15 protein-coding genes, 11 tRNA genes and 2 rRNA genes (1 of these 28 cut by a window edge) are annotated in these 18975 nt (G+C 47.4%); 26 read left to right on the top strand and 2 right to left on the bottom strand.

The window, feature by feature from the left end; translation table 11 throughout:
- The 21 genes from ACH59B_RS18975 to yajC form a co-directional block, all read left to right on the top strand.
- Positions 1-2624, top strand: a 23S ribosomal RNA gene (locus ACH59B_RS18975) (it extends 302 nt beyond the left edge of the window).
- Between the two features lie 150 nt (positions 2625-2774).
- Positions 2775-2891 (top strand): 5S ribosomal RNA (gene rrf, locus ACH59B_RS18970).
- 18 nt (positions 2892-2909) lie between these two features.
- Positions 2910-2985, top strand: a tRNA-Asn gene (locus ACH59B_RS18965).
- Between the two features lie 3 nt (positions 2986-2988).
- Positions 2989-3080 (top strand) — tRNA-Ser (locus tag ACH59B_RS18960).
- A 17-nt stretch (positions 3081-3097) separates the two neighbouring features.
- A tRNA-Glu gene (locus ACH59B_RS18955) sits at positions 3098-3169 on the top strand.
- A 9-nt stretch (positions 3170-3178) separates the two neighbouring features.
- Positions 3179-3254, top strand: a tRNA-Val gene (locus ACH59B_RS18950).
- 30 nt (positions 3255-3284) lie between these two features.
- A tRNA-Met gene (locus tag ACH59B_RS18945) sits at positions 3285-3361 on the top strand.
- Between the two features lie 26 nt (positions 3362-3387).
- Positions 3388-3464 (top strand) — tRNA-Asp (locus ACH59B_RS18940).
- Positions 3465-3492: 28 nt separating this feature from the next.
- Positions 3493-3568: transfer RNA gene (locus tag ACH59B_RS18935), tRNA-Lys, on the top strand.
- A gap of 35 nt (positions 3569-3603) precedes the next feature.
- Positions 3604-3678: transfer RNA gene (locus ACH59B_RS18930), tRNA-Gly, on the top strand.
- A 5-nt stretch (positions 3679-3683) separates the two neighbouring features.
- Positions 3684-3760 (top strand) — tRNA-Arg (locus ACH59B_RS18925).
- A 12-nt stretch (positions 3761-3772) separates the two neighbouring features.
- Positions 3773-3852: transfer RNA gene (locus tag ACH59B_RS18920), tRNA-Leu, on the top strand.
- A gap of 7 nt (positions 3853-3859) precedes the next feature.
- Positions 3860-3933, top strand: a tRNA-Pro gene (locus tag ACH59B_RS18915).
- Between the two features lie 113 nt (positions 3934-4046).
- On the top strand, positions 4047-4748 hold the full coding sequence (locus ACH59B_RS18910) for a BofC C-terminal domain-containing protein (protein WP_031462079.1): 702 nt from the start codon (positions 4047-4049) through the stop codon (positions 4746-4748).
- A gap of 230 nt (positions 4749-4978) precedes the next feature.
- The gene (gene ruvC, locus ACH59B_RS18905; protein WP_016819144.1) at positions 4979-5482 is read left to right on the top strand and encodes a crossover junction endodeoxyribonuclease RuvC; all 504 of its coding nucleotides are present in this window, start codon (positions 4979-4981) and stop codon (positions 5480-5482) included.
- Positions 5479-6093, top strand: coding sequence for a Holliday junction branch migration protein RuvA (gene ruvA / locus ACH59B_RS18900; RefSeq protein WP_031462078.1), 615 nt, complete (start codon positions 5479-5481; stop codon positions 6091-6093). The genes ruvC and ruvA overlap by 4 nt, the downstream gene beginning before the upstream one ends.
- A 50-nt stretch (positions 6094-6143) precedes the next feature.
- Positions 6144-7151, top strand: coding sequence for a Holliday junction branch migration DNA helicase RuvB (gene ruvB, locus ACH59B_RS18895; RefSeq protein WP_016819142.1), 1008 nt, complete (start codon positions 6144-6146; stop codon positions 7149-7151).
- 225 nt (positions 7152-7376) lie between these two features.
- Positions 7377-9470, top strand: a complete 2094-nt coding sequence (locus ACH59B_RS18890) for a SpoIID/LytB domain-containing protein (RefSeq protein WP_123797537.1) — start codon at positions 7377-7379, stop codon at positions 9468-9470.
- Between the two features lie 7 nt (positions 9471-9477).
- Positions 9478-10506 carry a tRNA preQ1(34) S-adenosylmethionine ribosyltransferase-isomerase QueA gene (gene queA / locus ACH59B_RS18885; protein WP_102999040.1) on the top strand — a complete coding sequence of 343 codons (1029 nt, stop codon included), beginning with the start codon at positions 9478-9480 and terminating at the stop codon, positions 10504-10506.
- Positions 10507-10526: 20 nt separating this feature from the next.
- Complete coding sequence (tgt, locus tag ACH59B_RS18880) at positions 10527-11666, top strand: tRNA guanosine(34) transglycosylase Tgt (protein WP_019688330.1); 1140 nt, start codon at positions 10527-10529, stop codon at positions 11664-11666.
- Between the two features lie 35 nt (positions 11667-11701).
- On the top strand, positions 11702-12037 hold the full coding sequence (gene yajC, locus ACH59B_RS18875; protein ID WP_016819138.1) for a preprotein translocase subunit YajC: 336 nt from the start codon (positions 11702-11704) through the stop codon (positions 12035-12037).
- A 69-nt stretch (positions 12038-12106) separates the two neighbouring features.
- Here the strand turns inward: yajC and ACH59B_RS18870 are convergent, their stop codons facing one another.
- A complete protein-coding gene (locus ACH59B_RS18870; protein ID WP_016819137.1) occupies positions 12107-12496 on the bottom strand; it encodes a TIGR04086 family membrane protein in 390 nt (129 codons plus the stop codon).
- A gap of 205 nt (positions 12497-12701) precedes the next feature.
- Between ACH59B_RS18870 and ACH59B_RS18865 the strand changes: the two genes are divergently transcribed.
- Complete coding sequence (locus ACH59B_RS18865; RefSeq protein ID WP_016819136.1) at positions 12702-13478, top strand: DUF421 domain-containing protein; 777 nt, start codon at positions 12702-12704, stop codon at positions 13476-13478.
- Between the two features lie 6 nt (positions 13479-13484).
- Here ACH59B_RS18865 and spoVB read toward each other — a convergent pair whose 3' ends face one another.
- The gene (gene spoVB / locus ACH59B_RS18860; RefSeq protein ID WP_404302384.1) at positions 13485-15056 is read right to left on the bottom strand and encodes a stage V sporulation protein B; all 1572 of its coding nucleotides are present in this window, start codon (positions 15054-15056) and stop codon (positions 13485-13487) included.
- A gap of 308 nt (positions 15057-15364) precedes the next feature.
- Here spoVB and ACH59B_RS18855 point away from each other — a divergent pair, with 308 nt between their 5' ends.
- The 4 genes from ACH59B_RS18855 to ACH59B_RS18840 all read left to right on the top strand — a co-directional run bounded on the left by ACH59B_RS18855 (position 15365) and on the right by ACH59B_RS18840 (position 18970).
- Positions 15365-15622, top strand: coding sequence for a post-transcriptional regulator (locus ACH59B_RS18855; protein ID WP_013372642.1), 258 nt, complete (start codon positions 15365-15367; stop codon positions 15620-15622).
- 90 nt (positions 15623-15712) lie between these two features.
- The gene (secD, locus tag ACH59B_RS18850) at positions 15713-16969 is read left to right on the top strand and encodes a protein translocase subunit SecD (protein WP_016819134.1); all 1257 of its coding nucleotides are present in this window, start codon (positions 15713-15715) and stop codon (positions 16967-16969) included.
- Positions 16959-17873 (top strand): protein translocase subunit SecF, encoded by a 915-nt coding sequence (gene secF, locus ACH59B_RS18845; protein WP_017427789.1) that lies wholly within the window; start codon positions 16959-16961, stop codon positions 17871-17873. Before secD ends, secF begins: the two co-directional genes overlap by 11 nt.
- A 140-nt stretch (positions 17874-18013) precedes the next feature.
- Positions 18014-18970: a cation diffusion facilitator family transporter gene (locus tag ACH59B_RS18840; protein ID WP_404302381.1), complete on the top strand. Its 957-nt coding sequence runs from the start codon at positions 18014-18016 to the stop codon at positions 18968-18970.
- Positions 18971-18975 lie beyond the last annotated feature (5 nt).

Below are 18975 nucleotides of genomic sequence, written 5' to 3'. Positions count from 1 at the left end.
GGGACGTCTCACATGGAGTTACAAAGGAACCGGTTAGATGAAGAGGTCTGGAAAGGCCCGCCAGAGAAGGTAAAAGCCCTGTAGTTCAAAACCTGTTCCCTCCGAGACGGATCCCGAGTAGTGCGGGGCACGTGAAACCCCGTATGAATCCGGCAGGACCATCTGCCAAGGCTAAATACTCCCTGGCGACCGATAGTGAAGCAGTACCGTGAGGGAAAGGTGAAAAGCACCCCGGAAGGGGAGTGAAATAGATCCTGAAACCGTGTGCTTACAAGAAGTCAGAGCCCGATCTATGGGTGATGGCGTGCCTTTTGTAGAATGAACCGGCGAGTTACGTTCCCGTGCAAGGTTAAGGTGAAGAGCTGAAGCCGCAGCGAAAGCGAGTCTGAATAGGGCGAATGAGTACGTGGACGTAGACCCGAAACCGGGTGATCTACCCCTGTCCAGGGTGAAGGTGCGGTAACACGCACTGGAGGCCCGAACCCACGCATGTTGAAAAATGCGGGGATGAGGTGGGGGTAGCGGAGAAATTCCAATCGAACCCGGAGATAGCTGGTTCTCCCCGAAATAGCTTTAGGGCTAGCCTCGGAAAGAAGAATCGTGGAGGTAGAGCACTGATTGGGTGCGGGGCCCGCAAGGGTTACCAAGCTCAGTCAAACTCCGAATGCCATAGATTTAGTTCCGGGAGTCAGACAGTGAGTGCTAAGATCCATTGTCGAAAGGGAAACAGCCCAGACCATCAGCTAAGGTCCCCAAGTGTGTGTTAAGTGGGAAAGGATGTGGAGTTGCACAGACAACCAGGATGTTGGCTTAGAAGCAGCCACCATTGAAAGAGTGCGTAATAGCTCACTGGTCGAGTGACTCTGCGCCGAAAATGTAACGGGGCTAAACACACCACCGAAGCTATGGCTTGATGCTTTGCATCAGGGGTAGGGGAGCGTTGAATGCGGGTTGAAGGTGTACCGGAAGGAGCGCTGGACTGCATTCAAGTGAGAATGCCGGTATGAGTAACGAAAAGATCTGTGAGAATCAGATCCGCCGAAAGCCTAAGGGTTCCTGAGGAAGGTTCGTCCGCTCAGGGTAAGTCGGGACCTAAGGCGAGGCCGATAGGCGTAGTCGAAGGACAACAGGTCGAAATTCCTGTACCACCGTAATCCGCTATGAGCGATGGGGTGACGCAGTAGGGTAGTGACGCGGACTGATGGATGTCCGTCTAAGCAGTGAGGCTGATGTGTAGGCAAATCCGCACATCGTAAGGCTGGGCTGTGATGGGGAGCGAAAATTATAGTAGCGAAGGTCATGATCTCAGACTGCCAAGAAAAGCCTCTAGCCAGGAGAAGGTGCCCGTACCGCAAACCGACACAGGTAGGCGAGAAGAGAATTCTAAGGCGCGCGGAAGAACTCTCGTTAAGGAACTCGGCAAAATGACCCCGTAACTTCGGGAGAAGGGGTGCCTCGGTAGGGTGAATAGCCCGAGGGGGCCGCAGTGAAAAGGCCCAAGCGACTGTTTAGCAAAAACACAGGTCTGTGCGAAGCCGCAAGGCGAAGTATACGGGCTGACGCCTGCCCGGTGCTGGAAGGTTAAGGGGAGTGGTAAGCCTTCGGGCGAAGCTATGAACCGAAGCCCCAGTAAACGGCGGCCGTAACTATAACGGTCCTAAGGTAGCGAAATTCCTTGTCAGGTAAATTCTGACCCGCACGAATGGCGTAACGACTTGGGCGCTGTCTCAACGAGAGATCCGGTGAAATTTTAATACCTGTGAAGATGCAGGTTACCCGCGACAAGACGGAAAGACCCCATGGAGCTTTACTGCAGCTTGATATTGAATTTGGGTACGATCTGTACAGGATAGGTGGGAGCCGTAGAACTTTGAGCGCCAGCTTGAAGGGAGGCATCCTTGGGATACCACCCTGATCGTATCTAGGTTCTAACTTGGTACCGTGATCCGGTACGAGGACAGTGTCAGGTGGGCAGTTTGACTGGGGCGGTCGCCTCCTAAAGAGTAACGGAGGCGCCCCAAGGTTCCCTCAGAATGGTTGGAAATCATTCGAAGAGTGCAAAGGCAGAAGGGAGCTTGACTGCGAGACCTACAAGTCGAGCAGGGACGAAAGTCGGGCTTAGTGATCCGGTGGTACCGCATGGAAGGGCCATCGCTCAACGGATAAAAGCTACCCTGGGGATAACAGGCTTATCTCCCCCAAGAGTCCACATCGACGGGGAGGTTTGGCACCTCGATGTCGGCTCATCGCATCCTGGGGCTGAAGTAGGTCCCAAGGGTTGGGCTGTTCGCCCATTAAAGCGGTACGCGAGCTGGGTTCAGAACGTCGTGAGACAGTTCGGTCCCTATCTGTCGTGGGCGTAGGAAATTTGAGAGGAGCTGTCCTTAGTACGAGAGGACCGGGATGGACGTACCGCTGGTGTACCAGTTGTTCCGCCAGGAGCACCGCTGGGTAGCTATGTACGGAAGGGATAAGCGCTGAAAGCATCTAAGCGTGAAGCCCCCCTCAAGATGAGATTTCCCAGTATGTAAGACCCCTTGAAGACGACGAGGTAGATAGGTTGGGGGTGGAAGTGCAGTAATGCATGGAGCTGACCAATACTAATCGGTCGAGGGCTTATCCTAAAGATAAGACGCAATGAGTTTCGGATCCAGTTTTCAGGGTGTAACCTTGAAGGTATGTAGAAGTACATACAACAAGCGTATGGCGATTCATTCACACGATCTGTGCTGAAGCGAATAAGCTTACGGAAGAATTTGCGAGGCAAATTCATGTTTGGTGGCGATAGCGGAGGGGTTCCACACGTACCCATCCCGAACACGACCGTTAAGCCCTCCAGCGCCGATGGTACTTGGACCGCAGGGTCCTGGGAGAGTAGGACGCCGCCAAGCGAGTTTTATAATTATTATTCCCTGATAGCTCAGTTGGTAGAGCACTCGACTGTTAATCGAGTTGTCACAGGTTCGAGTCCTGTTCGGGGAGCCATATGGAGAGGTGTCCGAGTTGGCCGAAGGAGCACGATTGGAAATCGTGTAGGCGCCAAAAGCGTCTCGAGGGTTCGAATCCCTCTCTCTCCGCCAGAATTATTTTATAGCATGGCCCGTTGGTCAAGGGGTTAAGACACCTCCCTTTCACGGAGGTAACAGGGGTTCGAATCCCCTACGGGTCATAGTAGTATGGAGGCTTAGCTCAGCTGGGAGAGCATCTGCCTTACAAGCAGAGGGTCGGGGGTTCGATCCCCTCAGCCTCCACCATTTATTTTCAATAGATTTCCCTACTATTATCGCGGGGTGGAGCAGTTCGGTAGCTCGTCGGGCTCATAACCCGAAGGTCGCAGGTTCAAATCCTGCCCCCGCAACCAATTAACTTTTTAATGAGAATTATTATGGAACTGTGGTGTAGAGGCCTAACATGCCTGCCTGTCACGCAGGAGATCGCGGGTTCGAATCCCGTCAGTTCCGCCATTTTCACAAAGTTACATTACCCTGTTGGGAGCCATTAGCTCAGTTGGTAGAGCACCTGACTTTTAATCAGGGTGTCGAAGGTTCGAGTCCTTCATGGCTCACCATTCATGCACTTATACGTCATGAATATAATTGTATTGCGGACGTGGCTCAGCGGTAGAGCATCGCCTTGCCAAGGCGAGGGTCGCGGGTTCGATTCCCGTCGTCCGCTCCATATTTGCGCCCTTAGCTCAGCTGGATAGAGCGTTTGACTACGAATCAAAAGGCCGGGAGTTCGAATCTCTCAGGGCGCGCCATTAATTTCATAAGCCGGTGTGGCGGAATTGGCAGACGCGCGCGACTCAAAATCGTGAGGGAAACCGTGGAGGTTCGAGTCCTCTCACCGGCATCTATTTCGGGATGTAGCTCAGCTTGGTAGAGCACCTGGTTTGGGACCAGGGGGTCGCATGTTCAAATCGTGTCATCCCGATTCAAAAGAAAGTCGCTGGAAGCAGCGGCTTTTTTGTTTATGTTATTATCTTTTGTATAATTCAGTAATCTTCAGGTCACACTAACACAAAAAGTGGGACGGAAGGGATTACTGTGAAGCGATTAAGTTGGAAAAAACAGATGAAACGGTGCTGGAAACAGTGGAGAAGAGCAGTGTGGGCATGTACTATTTTTAGTGCGGCTTGTTTACTGACAGGTTTGGGCGTTCTGTTTTCGAATCATATGCAGGCTATGCTGTCGCAACCACTGGCTACTCCCGTTATGGCAGAGGTGGAAATGAAGGAGTTATCATATAGCCCGACCGAAGACCGCTCCCCACAGATGCAGCTATTGCAAAGTATTCGTGCTTCCGGTATAAGCAGGAAGACCCGTTTGTTAACTACCTACGTATGTGGCACGGAGACCACTTCCTTGGGAACGTTAAGTTCAAAGCAGCTGGAAAATTTGCTGAAGCAACATCCCGATTGGAAGGGAAGACTTAATACTAAAGGAGAAGTGTGGCTGGAGCGCAGAGTGGAAGATTTGTCGGAGTCATGCAAAGAGCGCGCATATATGGGCTTAAGCACTGATGGGCAGCTTACACTGTTTGAAGGGCTGCCAAAAAAGGAAAAAGTAATTCGTACCTTTTTTCAATTGGATATAGGGTCCATGGAGACGGCCTTGCCGGAAGGGGTATATAAACAACTTCAGCAGGGAATCCGTGTACAGGATATAAATGAGTATAACAGTGTAATCTCCACTTTTAGTGATTTTGCAGTGGAGCGAACACAGAGGGTATTAAAGCAGCATTATTGATTACACCAAGTACGGAGACGTTAGGCTTTGCCCACGAGGTGAGGTTTGTAGCGTCTCTTTTTATGTTTTCACTCATGGTTAAACTTTTTCCTCTATTAGATACAAAGTTTTGTTATAATGAAAAGAACGACACATATGTTCGCTTTATATGGGATTTGGTCATGTATATTGACGATAGTGCTGGCTGTTGGTTAGTTACGTCATGTTTGAGCGATAGGGGAGAGATTTTTTTGCGTTTTCTAGGAATTGATCCGGGTATTGCCATTGTGGGCTTCGGATTTGTAGACAAGGTTGGTAGTAAAGTGGTTCCTGTGCAGTATGGCTGCATCCAGACGGAGGCACACACCCCCGAAGAAGACAGGCTGCTTCATGTATATGAAGGCATGTTGCAATTAATTGATAAGTATAAGCCGGATGCGGTAGCATTGGAGAAGCTCTTTTTTAATCGCAACGTTACAACGGCTATGTCCGTAAGTCAGGCACGTGGAGTGCTGGTATTAGCTGCCAAACAACGTAATTTGCCTATAGGGGAATACACGCCGATGCAGGTAAAGCAGGCTATTGTAGGGTATGGCAAGGCGGAGAAGAAGCAGGTACAGGAGATGGTTAGAATGTTTCTAAAGCTCCAGGCTGTGCCCAAACCGGATGATGTAGCGGATGCTTTGGCAGTGGCTATTTGTCATGCGCATTCCTATGGACTAAATTCAAAATTAAATGAGGTATTACGAAAATGATAGATTTCTTGCGTGGTTCTGTAGCTCACTTGGAAAATGAATATGTCGTTTTGGATGTGCAGGGTGTAGGGTATCGGGTATTTTGTCCCAATCCTTACGCGTTCGCCAAAACGGAAGGACCGGTGGTTATTTACACTCATCATCATGTAAGGGAAGATGCAATTTTACTGTTTGGGTTTGCAACCCGTGAGGAGCAGCAATTATTCCGTAAACTGATCGATGTATCTGGTATTGGACCGCGTGTGGCACTTGGGATTTTGGGAGGCGGTACGCCTGCTCATGTGGTGACGGCGATTTATCAGGAGAATATCACATTTCTCACCAAATTACCGGGAATTGGTAAAAAGACGGCACAACGTATGATTCTAGATTTGAAAGACAAGCTGGACGGTATTGGGGCGTTGGGAATGGCTACCGGATTGTTTGCGGAGCCTGTTGTAGAAGAAGGTCAAGGTTCGTATTGGAGTGAGGCGCGTGAAGCGCTTAAGGCGCTCGGTTACACGGATGCTGAGCTAGATAAGGTATGGAGCAAAATGAAGAAAGATGCGAAACCTGATGATTCAGCGGATATTTTGATGAAACGGGCTTTGCAACTGTTGTTTGCCGGATAGGACGCTGATGTCCGTGGATAGGATTCTGGTAAAAAGAGGAGCGATGGAATATGGATGACCGGATTATTTCCGCCAATTTGATGATGGAAGACCAGACGGCGGAGTTAAGCCTTCGCCCCCGTTATCTAAATGAATATATCGGGCAAAATCAGGTTAAGGAAAATCTGAAAGTATATATTGAAGCAGCCAAGATGCGTAAAGAAGCATTGGATCATGTATTATTGTACGGACCGCCTGGATTGGGTAAAACCACGCTCGCTAACATTATCGCCAATGAGTTGGGGGTTAATTTACGTACGACTTCAGGCCCTGCAATTGAAAGACCGGGAGATCTAGCAGCATTGCTAACCAACCTGCAAGAGGGGGATGTTTTGTTCATTGATGAAATTCATCGCCTTCATCGTACAGTGGAAGAAGTGATGTATCCGGCGATGGAAGATTTTGCGTTGGACATTATGATTGGCAAAGGTCCGAGTGCACGTTCGGTGCGTTTGGATTTGCCTCCCTTTACTCTTATAGGTGCTACTACACGCGCTGGGTTGCTCTCTGCGCCATTACGTGACCGGTTTGGCGTTATTAGTCGGTTAGAGTTTTATACGACAGACGAGCTGGCTTACATCGTGTCTAGGAATGCGGATATTATGGAAATTGAGATTGTCGGGGACGCGGCGGAGGAAATTGCATTGCGTTCACGGGGAACACCGCGGATTGCCAACCGACTGTTAAAAAGGGTACGTGATTTTGCCCAAGTGGCCGGAGACGGTATTATTCATTCAGAGTTGGCTGCTGAGGCACTAAGGAGACTTCAAATAGATCCACTCGGGCTGGATGAAATTGATCATAAAATGCTTAAGGCTATGATTCATTCATTCCGGGGCGGACCTGTAGGATTGGACACCATTGCTGCGACCATTGGCGAAGAGAGCCAGACGATTGAGGATGTGTATGAGCCTTATTTGTTACAAATTGGTCTTTTACAAAGAACACCTCGGGGACGAACGGTGACTCCGGCGGCATATGCTCACCTTGGAATTCCAATGCCAACAGACCCACGGTGACTAGAAAACCATGGTGCACTTTTAAAAATCATTGAATGCTATTCGTAAGTATGGCGATATGAAATGGATAGACAGATAAATTGAGGTAAGAAGTGTGTAAGTCCGATTCGAGCGGGTTCAAAATTTGGTTTATTCCGCCGATGTATTTAAAGGGAAATACGCAGGTCGAGATCCGATAAATCATGTAATAAAAGTGCTAGTCAGCTAGAATTGGGGGAGCTAGAAATGAGTGGAGAAACATTGAACCGAAAAAAAACTTTCGGAGCGTGGACAGGCGGCTTCAAACGAGCAGCAGTTATTATGGTATTAGCTACAGCTTGCATACCTTGGTCTTCGGGCGTTCACGCTGCTGCCGCCCAAGAAGATATTCGTGTAGTGATCTTTGCGGATCTAGGTAGTAAATATAAAGCGACAGTCCCCGCTGTAACTTTGAAATCATCAGGAAGCCTGAGTGTCGGCCAGAACAGTGGGGGAAGCTTTCAGGCTTGGATGGGACTGCCGGACAGTACGGCTCGTTTTAGTGTAGACAGCTATCGAGTGAAGGTATTTGAAGGAAAAGAAGCGACTGCGATAAAAGCGGCTCAAGCTCTGCAAAAGACTAATGATAAACCTACTGTTTTTATCGGTTCAAAAAACGGTAGCTCTGTCTATCAAGTGTATGCAGGATTATATGCTAGTGAACAGTCGGCACAGGCTGCTGTGCAGCGGATTTCCTTAGCAACCGGAGCACAGGCCGAAGTTAAGGGAAACAAACATTGGTCGACGGGAAGCTACGGAACCGAGCAGGAGGCTAATCTTGTTCGCACGACTATTGCTGCCGCAGGCTTTGATGCTTTTACAGTAATTCAATCAAGAGGCCAGTACGCTGTATGGGTTGGAGAAGAAAGTAATGACAGCAAGCTGTCGGCCTTGAAAACAGAACTGGAGAGCAAGCAGCCCAGACTCACCCTTTCCAAAGTGAATACTACTCAAACTGGTCTGATTCTAAGACAGGAAGCAGGAGTAACGACAGGCTCACAGACGATGTCTCATTACATGCTAAGTGGCTCTAATAACAGCAAGGTAATTGTCAACGGCGGTAATAATGGAATCCAAGTGGTCGAAAGATCACAGCGAACATATCGCGGCGACATGGAGATTGGCATGACGTCAGGACAGCTGGCGCTTGTAAATGAAGTCCCTTTGGAGCAGTATTTGTATTCCGTAGTAGGAGCAGAGGTCTATTCTTCATGGCCAGATGAAGCGCTCAAGGCTCAAGCGGTAGCTGCTCGCAGTTATGCGCTTGCCCAAGGCAATCGGTTTCAGATCGGCAATGTGGTAGATGGCACCCTAAGCCAAGCTTACAACGGTAAGAGCTCAGAACATGCGAATGTCAACGAGGCTGTAGATGCAACAGCTGGTGAAGTTATTAAGAGTGGCGGCAAAGTGGTCGAAGCTGTATTCTCTTCTAATGCGGGCGGTGTGACAGCAGATGCTTCCGAGGTGTGGAATAGTGGTGGTGAAGCGTTTGCGAGCGTGGACAGCTCGGGAGATACTTCGGCACAAAAAGGAGCACAAGAGTGGTATCACGTACTTCTCTCCAGTGGCAAGACAGGCTATATTCGCGAGGATAATGCTAAGGAGCTGGAGGGAGTTACAGAAGCAGGGTTAGACAAAATCACCGTCACTGCGGAAAATACAAATGTGCGTCCTATTCCCCAAATCCAATCAACGGTTACACCCGTAGCAAAGGCGCAGCCGGGCGAAGAGATGATTGTTTTGGAAAAGGTGCCTCAATCCGGAGACTATGCATGGGTTAGAGGCCCCTTTACAGCAGCTCAAATTGCTAAGTCCTTGCAAGGAAAAATAACTGGCACGGTACCATCCTCTATTAATCACCTTGATGTCACCAAACGAGGTCCGTCAGGGCGAGTATTGGAGGTTGAAGCAGATGGCACCCCTTTAAAAGTGAAATATCCGGACATGTATCGCTCAGCGATGGGGGGACTGCCGAGCACACTGTTTGATATTGCGAGTACCGGCAGTTATACTGTATTAGGCGCTGATGGAGCTACTACTCATATAAGCGGCACACAAGGCACCCAAATTCTGTCTGCATCTGGCACCAGCACTTCAAGTGGTAACGGGGTGGTCGTCATGAATGAAGATCGCCATGCACGAGTCATCGACAAAACGCAAAGCTTTATTTTTACAGGTAAAGGGAATGGTCATGGCTTGGGCTTATCACAATGGGGGGCCAACGGTTTGGCAGAGCAGGGGTATGATTACAAGAAAATTTTGCAACACTATTACAAAAATGTGGATATAGTTAAGGACTGACCAATATATGAACGTAAACGACTACGATTTTGAACTACCTGAAACATTAATTGCACAGACGCCTTTGCTTGAGCGGACCGCTTCTAGATTACTGACGTTAAACAAAAACAACGGCGAAGTGGGACATCATACATTTTCGGATATTGTGCAGTATCTTCAGCCAGGGGATACGCTGGTTCTGAATGATACCAGAGTAATTCCTGCACGTTTGTTTGGCATCAAGCAAGACACTGGGGCTAAGGCCGAGGTTCTGCTGCTTAAACAACTGGAGGGAGACCGATGGGAAGCATTGGTGAAACCCGGCAAAAAGCTGAAAAAGGGAGCTGTTATTGTTTTCGGTGATGAGCTGAAGGCGGTTATTGAGGAAGAAGGAGATATGGGCGGAAGGGTACTTTCATTTTCATATGATGGTATTTTTCAGGAGATTCTGGATCGCTTGGGGCAGATGCCGCTTCCTCCGTATATCAAGGAACAGCTGGATGATCGTGAGCGGTATCAAACCGTTTATGCTCGGCACGAAGGTTCTGCTGCGGCACCAACGGCAGGGTTACATTTTACAGAAGAATTACTGGACCAAATTAAAGAGAAGGGCGTTACGGTTGCCTTTATCACACTTCATGTCGGTTTAGGGACGTTCAGACCGATGTCGGTGGATACGATTGAGGAACATGTTATGCATGAAGAATACTATTCATTGTCACAGGAAACGGCAGATATACTCAATGCAACCAAGGCACGCGGTGGGAGAGTCGTGGCAGTGGGAACAACCAGTTGCCGAACGCTGGAGACGGTGGGCAATAACTTCGTAGATGGTGTGCTACAGGCCAGCAGTGGCTGGACACAGATTTTTATTTATCCAGGCTATGAATTCCGTGTGGTGGATGCAATGATTACGAATTTCCATTTGCCTAAGTCCACCTTGGTTATGCTGGTCAGCGCACTAGCTGGCAGAGAGAATATTATGCATGCTTACCAGGAGGCGATTGACCAAAAATATCGGTTCTTTAGCTTCGGGGACGCTATGTTCATATATTAATTAAGGATGGTAGAGAAAATATGGCACCAGCAATAAGATACGAACATATTAAGACCTGCAAGCAATCAGGAGCACGTCTGGGGCGTGTACACACCCCCCACGGAGTTATTGAGACTCCAACCTTTATGCCTGTGGGAACTCAAGCAACTGTTAAAACGATGAGCCCTGAGGAACTGAAAGCGATGGATGCTCAAATTATTTTGAGTAATACGTACCATCTGTTTCTTCGTCCTGGTCATGATATTGTCCGTGAAGCGGGCGGACTGCACAAGTTTATGAATTGGGATCGTCCTATTTTAACAGACAGCGGCGGATTCCAAGTGTTTTCCTTAAGTGAAATGCGTAAAATTTCAGAGGAAGGTGTTCATTTTCGCTCTCATTTAAATGGAGATAAGAAGTTTCTTTCTCCGGAAGTGGCGATGGAAGTCCAAAACTCACTTGGCTCGGATATTATGATGGCCTTCGATGAATGTCCACCGTTTCCGGCTGAGTATGAATACGTGAAAAAGTCACTGGAACGTACCAGCCGTTGGGCTGAGCGTTGTTTGGAGGCACATGCGCGTCCTCATGATCAAGGTCTGTTCGCCATTGTACAAGGAGGCATGCATGAAGATCTGCGTAAGCAAAGTGCGGCAGATTTGACTTCCATGGATTTCCCGGGGTATGCTATTGGTGGACTGAGTGTAGGTGAACCTAAGCATTTGATGTATGAAGTGCTCGATTATACGGTTCCTCTGCTTCCTACCAACAAACCACGTTATCTGATGGGCGTAGGTTCGCCGGATGCTTTGATTGAAGGCTCCATTCGTGGTGTGGATATGTTCGACTGTGTACTTCCAACCCGAATTGCTCGCAATGGGACAACGATGACAAGTCAAGGACGTCTTGTCGTTCGGAATGCGAATTATGCAAGCGATTTTGGCCCGCTTGATCCGGCTTGTGATTGCTACACTTGTCGCAATTATTCACGTGCTTACTTGCGACATTTAATTAAAGCAGATGAAACCTTCGGGCTCCGACTGACAACGTATCATAACTTGCATTTCTTAATACAATTGATGCGTAATGTCAGACAAGCGATTATGGATGACAGGCTGCTTGATTTCCGCGATGAATTTTTTGAGCAGTACGGTCTTCATGATAATGATAAAGGCTTTTAAGTTTTAGGGGAGAGTATACGAAAGGGGGATTTAATGTGTTTCATTTTGCTACAGCTGCGGCTGCACCTGGTGGAGCTGGCGGACTTTTTCAAATGATCTGGCCACTGGCTCTGATGTTTGTAATCTTCTATTTCTTGCTGATTCGTCCGAATCAGAAAAAACAAAAGCAGCGTCAATCGATGCTTCAAGCTTTGAAAAAGGGAGATAAAGTAATTACAATCGGAGGTCTTCACGGTACAATTGTGGAGATTACGGACGATGTGGTTGTTTTGCGTGTGAATGATGTGACAAAGCTGACCTTTGACCGCAGTGCAATTAGTAATGCGATTGCAAAAGACACTGCAACTGAGGAAGTTGTTTCTAAATCGTAATATGCGATTGTAATGCAAAAACCGAGCCTTAGAGGAGGCTCGGTTTTTTTGTGTTGCATACATGTCGACTTACTTGCTGAAGTTAATGCCAAACATCCCGCCACCTGCTCCTATGACAAACGCGATTCCTAAGTGCATTAGGTCTTTACCGTTCATGCCTGCATCCAATGCCAAAAAACCGACTAGAAGAACGATTAGTCCATACAGAATGCCTGTAATACCGCCTTGATACCAGCCTTTGTTCGTGGATCTTTTACCGGCGACGAAGCCGCCAGATAGCATGGCGAACGCGTGGACGATGTACGTATACAATGATAAATCCTGTTCTTGCATCTGTGTCATCCACAAGAGTATTGAAAGAATCAATGCGCCAAACAGCATCCATGCAAAGGCATAAAATAAGCCGGATAAAATGGGATGGGCCAGACGAAACGAACACCAGCGGCGAATGAGCTCCATGGATAATTCCTCCTGTACCAAGGTTTGAACTATTATCATTCTATGGCCAAGCTTCCCGGGTTAGTACCAAGTCGTAAGCAGTCTTTCTCTTTATTTCAATAATTTAGCCTTTTGTTTTTTGTATGAGCCAAGTGAGGAACGGTCAGAATACGTGTACAATGAACGGCTAATGTCTTGTCGCAAGTACAGGAGAGGAGGCGAACTATTGAGTCACGATATTTTTGCTCATATTTTTCGGACGCTGCTCATGTATTTTATTGTATATCTGGTGATGCGCTTGATGGGTAAAAGGGAGATCGGAAAACTGTCTGTTTTCGATCTCGTCATATCCATTATGATTGCGGAAATTGCTGTGTTCAGCCTGGAGGATATAAAACGTCCACTTTATGAAGGGTTGATTCCTTTAGGAGTGCTGTTAATTTTGCAAATCGGGATTTCCTATTTCAGTCTGAAAAGTCGGCGTCTGCGCTTACTATTTGATGGTAGGCCCAGTGTATTGTTCTCCAATGGACAACTAAACAAGGACGAAATGGCGAAGCAGCGTTATAACTTAGATGACTTGCTGTTACAACTTCGTGAACAAAATATAGAAAGTTTGGACGAGGTTGAATATGTCATTCTGGAAACAACAGGTAAACTCACGGTGATTAGCAAGGATATTTACGATGGCGCTAAACGCGAAAAAATAAAGCAGGAACAAAGCGAGAATGATTTGATAAGCAAAGAGCACCAGGAAAATAGAGTCCACCCTTCTCCACAAATCGGTGGAAAGTTTAGATATGAGGGACTGCCGATTCCATTAATTATGGATGGCAAGGTGCTGGATCGAAATTTGGAACGGATGGATATGAACCGTTTTTGGCTTAAAAATCAGATTCAAGCGAAGGGACACAAAGATTTTAAGGATGTTTTCTTATGTTCGGTCAACCATAGAGGGGATGTATATATTACACCACCGGTCTATGGAGAATCTTCAGATTAGCTTTTTTTATGCTTTAAACCATCTTCTCAGGATTGGAATGCGTGTGAGGTTGTCCCAGTCGATCATTTTGATCAAGGTCATCAGGAAAAGGTACAGAATAATTCCCAAGCCTGCGGCAAAAATAAACTGGAGCCACATTTGATCGAAAATCGTTAAATGTCTGTAGGTATATAATACCGCTGCCGCCATAATGATCATGCCTATCCCGGTTTTCCAGAAGTCAAGTAAACGTACACGAAAGCGAAGCAGTTTGCTGACACTGAAGCCATGTAGGAGGGTAACGATAGCACTGTTAATACAGATGGCGATGACAGCTCCGTAGATACCGTACTGAGGCTGGGAAGCAAGCCATACAATCAGCCCAATTTTGATAATGGCTCCGACAAAGGTGTTCAATAAGGCGCTTCCAGGACGGTCTAACGCCTGAAGTGCTGCCTGAAGCGGGGCCTGAATGTACATAAAAAGTGCAAAGGGCGCCATGAGTTTAAGCATGCCCGCAATATCGCCATTATTGTAGAGCAGCAGACACAGCGGCTCTGCTAATACATACATAATTACGGCAAATGGCGCTCCTGCGACTAAAGCAAGACGAAGCGATTGATGCAAACGTTTGTGAATGGCGGTAATATGCCCTTTTGCTGCTGCTTCGGATAACGAAGGCACGAGTGAAACAGCCAGCGAACTGGTAAGGGCTCCAGGTAGTAATAACACAGGAATAACCATGCCTTGCATGGCTCCATATTGTGCAGTTGCCACGCCAGTTGCAATGCCTGCTACGGCGAGGCTACGCATGCATAAGATAGATTCGAGCAAATAAGATAAGGAACCGACAAGCCTTCCAGCAGTAACGGGAACGGAAATCGACATAAGACGTGACAAAACGGATGATTGCTCGGTATGAACTTCTGAAGGTAAAGGCGCCTTCGGTTGAAGAATGTGATCTTTTCGCTGGTTCCAGGCGTATTGCCACAGCAGCACAACCATGCCAATGAATTCACCCGCCAAAGCACCAAGCATGGCACCCGCAGCAGCGTAGGCTACCCCATGGGGAAGTAACAAGTAAGCAAACCAAATGACGCAAAAAATGCGCATGACGGTTTCCGCAATGGAGGAGCTTGCGGAAGGGATCATATTTTGTTTTCCTTGAAAATAGCCCCTATAAGCTGAGGAAACAGCAACAATGACAATCATTGGGCTCATACTCACGAATGTATAATACACACGGCTGTCGGTCAGGAGATGGCTTGTGATCCAAGGTGCAAACACAAGACAGATTGCCATGGCGATCAGGCTGAGTGTAATGGTGAAGCGCAAGCTAGTGTGCAAAATACGCCGCGACATTTCGGGTTGCCCCGCCGTCTCAGCTTCAGCTACAAGCTTGGCTACCGCAAGAGGGATGCCGCCGGTAATAAGAGTCACTAGTACAATAAAAAAGGGATACCCCTGCTGGTACAAGCCGACTCCTTCGGGGCCGATGATACGCGGGAGTGCGATTCGGGGAATAAAACCCAGTAGCCGATTGATGATTCCCGCTGCCAATAAAATAATTGCTCCATGAATGAATGTCTGCTTTTTCAATCGCAACTCCCTCTTCCCCAAAATGAAATTCTGCGTCTATGTGTTTCTTTAGAAGATATGCTGAACCTGTCCATGTTCATGACAAGCTTTTCAGCTTAGAAACAAGGTGATCCAGACTACAAGAGGGAGAGTGGTGAATTCTGCTATTGACGAGCGAAATGAATGCATATATTGTTGATTTACGGCTATTTTTCGATGAAAAGAAGGGTTTTCCAAGATCAGGACAGAAATGTTCTATAAAGCAGTCAATAACCCCGCTAATTGCTGATCTGCGGAACCGATAGTCGCTGGGAGGAGGAACGGCCATCGTGGGTATGGAAGAGCTGGATGAGCAGGATTGGGATGACGCAATTGAGATACTCTGTCAAAGTAAGGCAGACGAGCTGATCCTTGTAGGTTATGAACATGTCACCAGTAAGGACGTGTGGAATTGCGTCAGCCATAAATATGAAAAGGAGGGTATTCCTCCGCTGCACAAGCTCGTTAACGATATACTTTCCCTTAAAGCGACGAGCTTTATGAACTATTTGACGATGTCCGCATTACGGGGCTCCACTTTCGAATAGAAGGGGGTCTTTTTTTGCGTTCAAATTGACTGCTTTTTGAGGGGTAGCTATAATAGGAATATTGAGAATGAAAGGGGAACATGGGACGGAATGAAAAGAATTCTAAGTTTCATCGTGGTCGTGCTCATAACTACTGGTGTTATGGTCGGGACAAGCCCGGGCCTACTAAAAAGTTTAAAACTAGGCCTCGATTTAAAGGGAGGCTTTGAAATTTTATATGAAGCCCAGCCTTTGGAAGCCGGGCAGCGTGTAACCAGCCAGTCTCTGATACAAACAGCACAAAGCTTGGAGAGACGTATTAATGCGCTTGGTACGACTGAGCCGGAAGTAACAACTGAGGGGAGCAATCGTATTCGCGTGCGGCTTGCTGGTGTCTCTAATGAGGCGGAAGTCCGCTCCATGCTAAAAAAACCCGCAGAGTTAACATTCCGTAGTGCAACGGCAGCAGATGCTAAAAAGCCGGGTCAATACAGCAAAATTGAGCTCCGCGGTAATGATTTTGTGGAGAATGGTGCTGTGGTAGGCTATGATCAGCTGAACAAGCCTGAGATTAGTATCAAAGTAAAAGACAAAGCTAAATTTGCAGAAATCACAAAGCGACTTATGAATAAAGAGTTGGCTATTTTCCTGGATGATGAATTACTGTCTGCACCTACAGTCCGTAGTGAATTGACGGATGGCAGTGCTTCGATTACAGGTAGCTACACACGTGATGAGGCGAACAAGCTAGCAGATACGATCAACCTGGGTGCTCTTCCGCTTAAACTGACGGAAAAATATTCTCAGAGTGTAGGGGCTACACTGGGTCAGCTGTCACTGGATCAGACGATCCGTGCTGGTTTGATCGGCTCGGTCATCATTCTGATCTTTATGATTGCAATGTTCCGTGTACCGGGACTGATAGCTAGCTTCTGTCTCATCGTTCATACCTGGCTGGTGCTTGCGATTTTTTATTTGGGCGGTTTCGTGCTCACACTTCCGGGTATCGCAGCCTTCGTGCTCGGGATCGGGATGGCGGTGGATGCCAATATCATTACGTATGAACGGATTAAAGAAGAAATCAAGTCAGGCAAAACGATTCGTTCTTCTGTCATTGCAGGCAGTAAGGCATCGTTCCGTACTGTTATGGATGCCAATATTACGACAATTATAGCGGCAGCCGTCATGTTTGGTCTGGGTACAGGCTCCGTTCGAGGATTCGCTCTCGTGCTCATCGTTGATATTGTCGTGAGTATTTTGACAAATATCTTCTTCTCGCGCTTCTTGCTCAATCTGCTGGTTAAAGCAGATGCTGTGAAGAAGGCCAAGTATTTTGGTGTGAAGGAGAGTGATATCAGTGCGCTTTAATTGGGACTATAAATATGTCAAGATGAGCAAGTGGTTTTACACGTTCTCGATTATTATCACATTGCTTGGTATTTTGAGCTTATCGATATTTGGTTTGAATTACGGGGTTGATTTCCGTTCCGGTTCCAACGTGGATGTTAATTTGACTAAGACAGTTACACAAGAACAGATTCAAGCTTTGCTGAACAAGAACGGGATCGGCAAAGAGGTGGATTATACACCAGGTAAAGAGCGTTTCGGCATTCGTTTTTCACAGGTATTGACGGATCAGCAAGTGAATGAATTCAAAACCTCTTTTAACAAAGAGCTTGATCCGAAAGCATCATTTGAGGTCAATACGGTGGATACGGAAATGGCGCAAGAGCTGGAGCGAAATGCAATCTGGGCGATTTTGCTGGCCTCTGTGGCTATTGCTATCTACATTTCGATCCGGTTTGAATGGCGTTTTGCGGTTGCTGCGATTGTTTCGCTGCTGCATGATGCGTTTCTCGTCATTAGTATATTCTCGATTTTCCGGCTTGAGGTGGATTTGACCTTTATTACGGCTATTCTGACGATTGTCGGTTTCTCCATTAATGACACCGTCGTTATTTTTGACCGTATTCGGGAAAATCTGCGATTTGCAAAGAAAAAGTCCAGAACCGACTTGGAGCAAGTCGTCGATCACAGTATTGCACAGACAATGACACGTTCACTCGCAACTGTGTTTACAGTGTTTATTGCCTCCGTCTGCCTATTCATTTTTGGCGGCGAATCTATTCGGATGTTCTCGCTTGCGATGGTTATCGGTTTGCTGTTCGGAGCTTACTCTTCCATCTTCATTGCCAGTCCGCTGTGGGTAGCCTTGAAGGGGAAACAAAAGACGCCGACAGCTGGTGGAGCGGCCAAAACTGCAAAGTCTTAAGTTACGCAAATACCAGTAGTATAAATTAAAGAGAAAGCCGCGTCTGCTTGGGCGCGGTTTTCTAAGGTTTTAAGAATTCGGTTATATTGGATTGGAGCTTTATCGGGAAATGGTTAGTTCAGGATTGAGGGGGAAAAGTTGTGAATAGCGAACGCAGCCGATCATTAGAAACTGCGGCGTTGAGCGGAATTTTAGGGAATCTCGCGCTGGCTGTTCTAAAGGGAACCGTCGGTTATGCAGCAAACAGCAAGGCGTTGATGGGGGATGCACTGCACACGGCTGCGGATAGTGCTTCCCGTTTGCAGGAGATGCTGTTTTCCAAGGGTGGTGCAGATCACGGAATGCTGGCGCGGTTGCGGAACGGTGAAAAAGTTCGGACGGTTATATCTGTGGTGCTGGCTATTTTAGTGCTGATGAGCGGACTTCAACTAGCTATTTCTGCTATTCGTTCATTAAGCAGTTCGGAACCGCAAGCTCCCGGTTTGTACGCATTAATTACCGTGTTTATTGCTTTGGTATTGAGAGAAGCGTTGTTTCAGTTTCAATATCGCTACTCGATTAAACACGGCCATAAAGCGGAAGCGGATCGGTACGCTAACCATGAACGGTACTCGCTATATGCATCGCTGATTGCATTGATCGGCATGATCGGTGCAATGACTGGCGAGGCAATGGAATGGCCTGCATTATTATATCTTGATCCAACTGCAGCTTTGCTGGTAGCCTGTCTGGTGCTGCGTAAAGGATATCTCATGGTAATGAATACCGCATACCAGGTGCCTGCACAGCCCTTGCAGGAGGAAGACTCCCAGCGCTTTATGGAGACGATTCAACGGGTATATGGTATTGTAACGGTTGAACACTTACATGCTCAGGAAACGGGTCATTTCATAACAGTGGATGTGACGATAAGTGTTAACCCGCGGATTACGGTGCAGGAGGCGCAGGAAATTGCTGATCGAGCCAAAAATTTACTGTTAGCCCGTTTTCCACAGGTAACTCATGTACAAATGCAGTTCATTTCTTACCAAGCCGGGTATCCTTATAAATCCAATCATGAACTGCCAGATAATGATGCGTCGTCCTTGCTTCAATAAGGCAG

The sequence above is a fragment of the Paenibacillus sp. DP01 genome (genome assembly GCF_044784315.1).
Classification (GTDB): Bacteria; Bacillota; Bacilli; order Paenibacillales; family Paenibacillaceae; genus Paenibacillus; species Paenibacillus polymyxa.
Note: the sequence above shows the minus strand (reverse complement) of the source record. Positions and strands in the feature narration are given on the sequence as shown.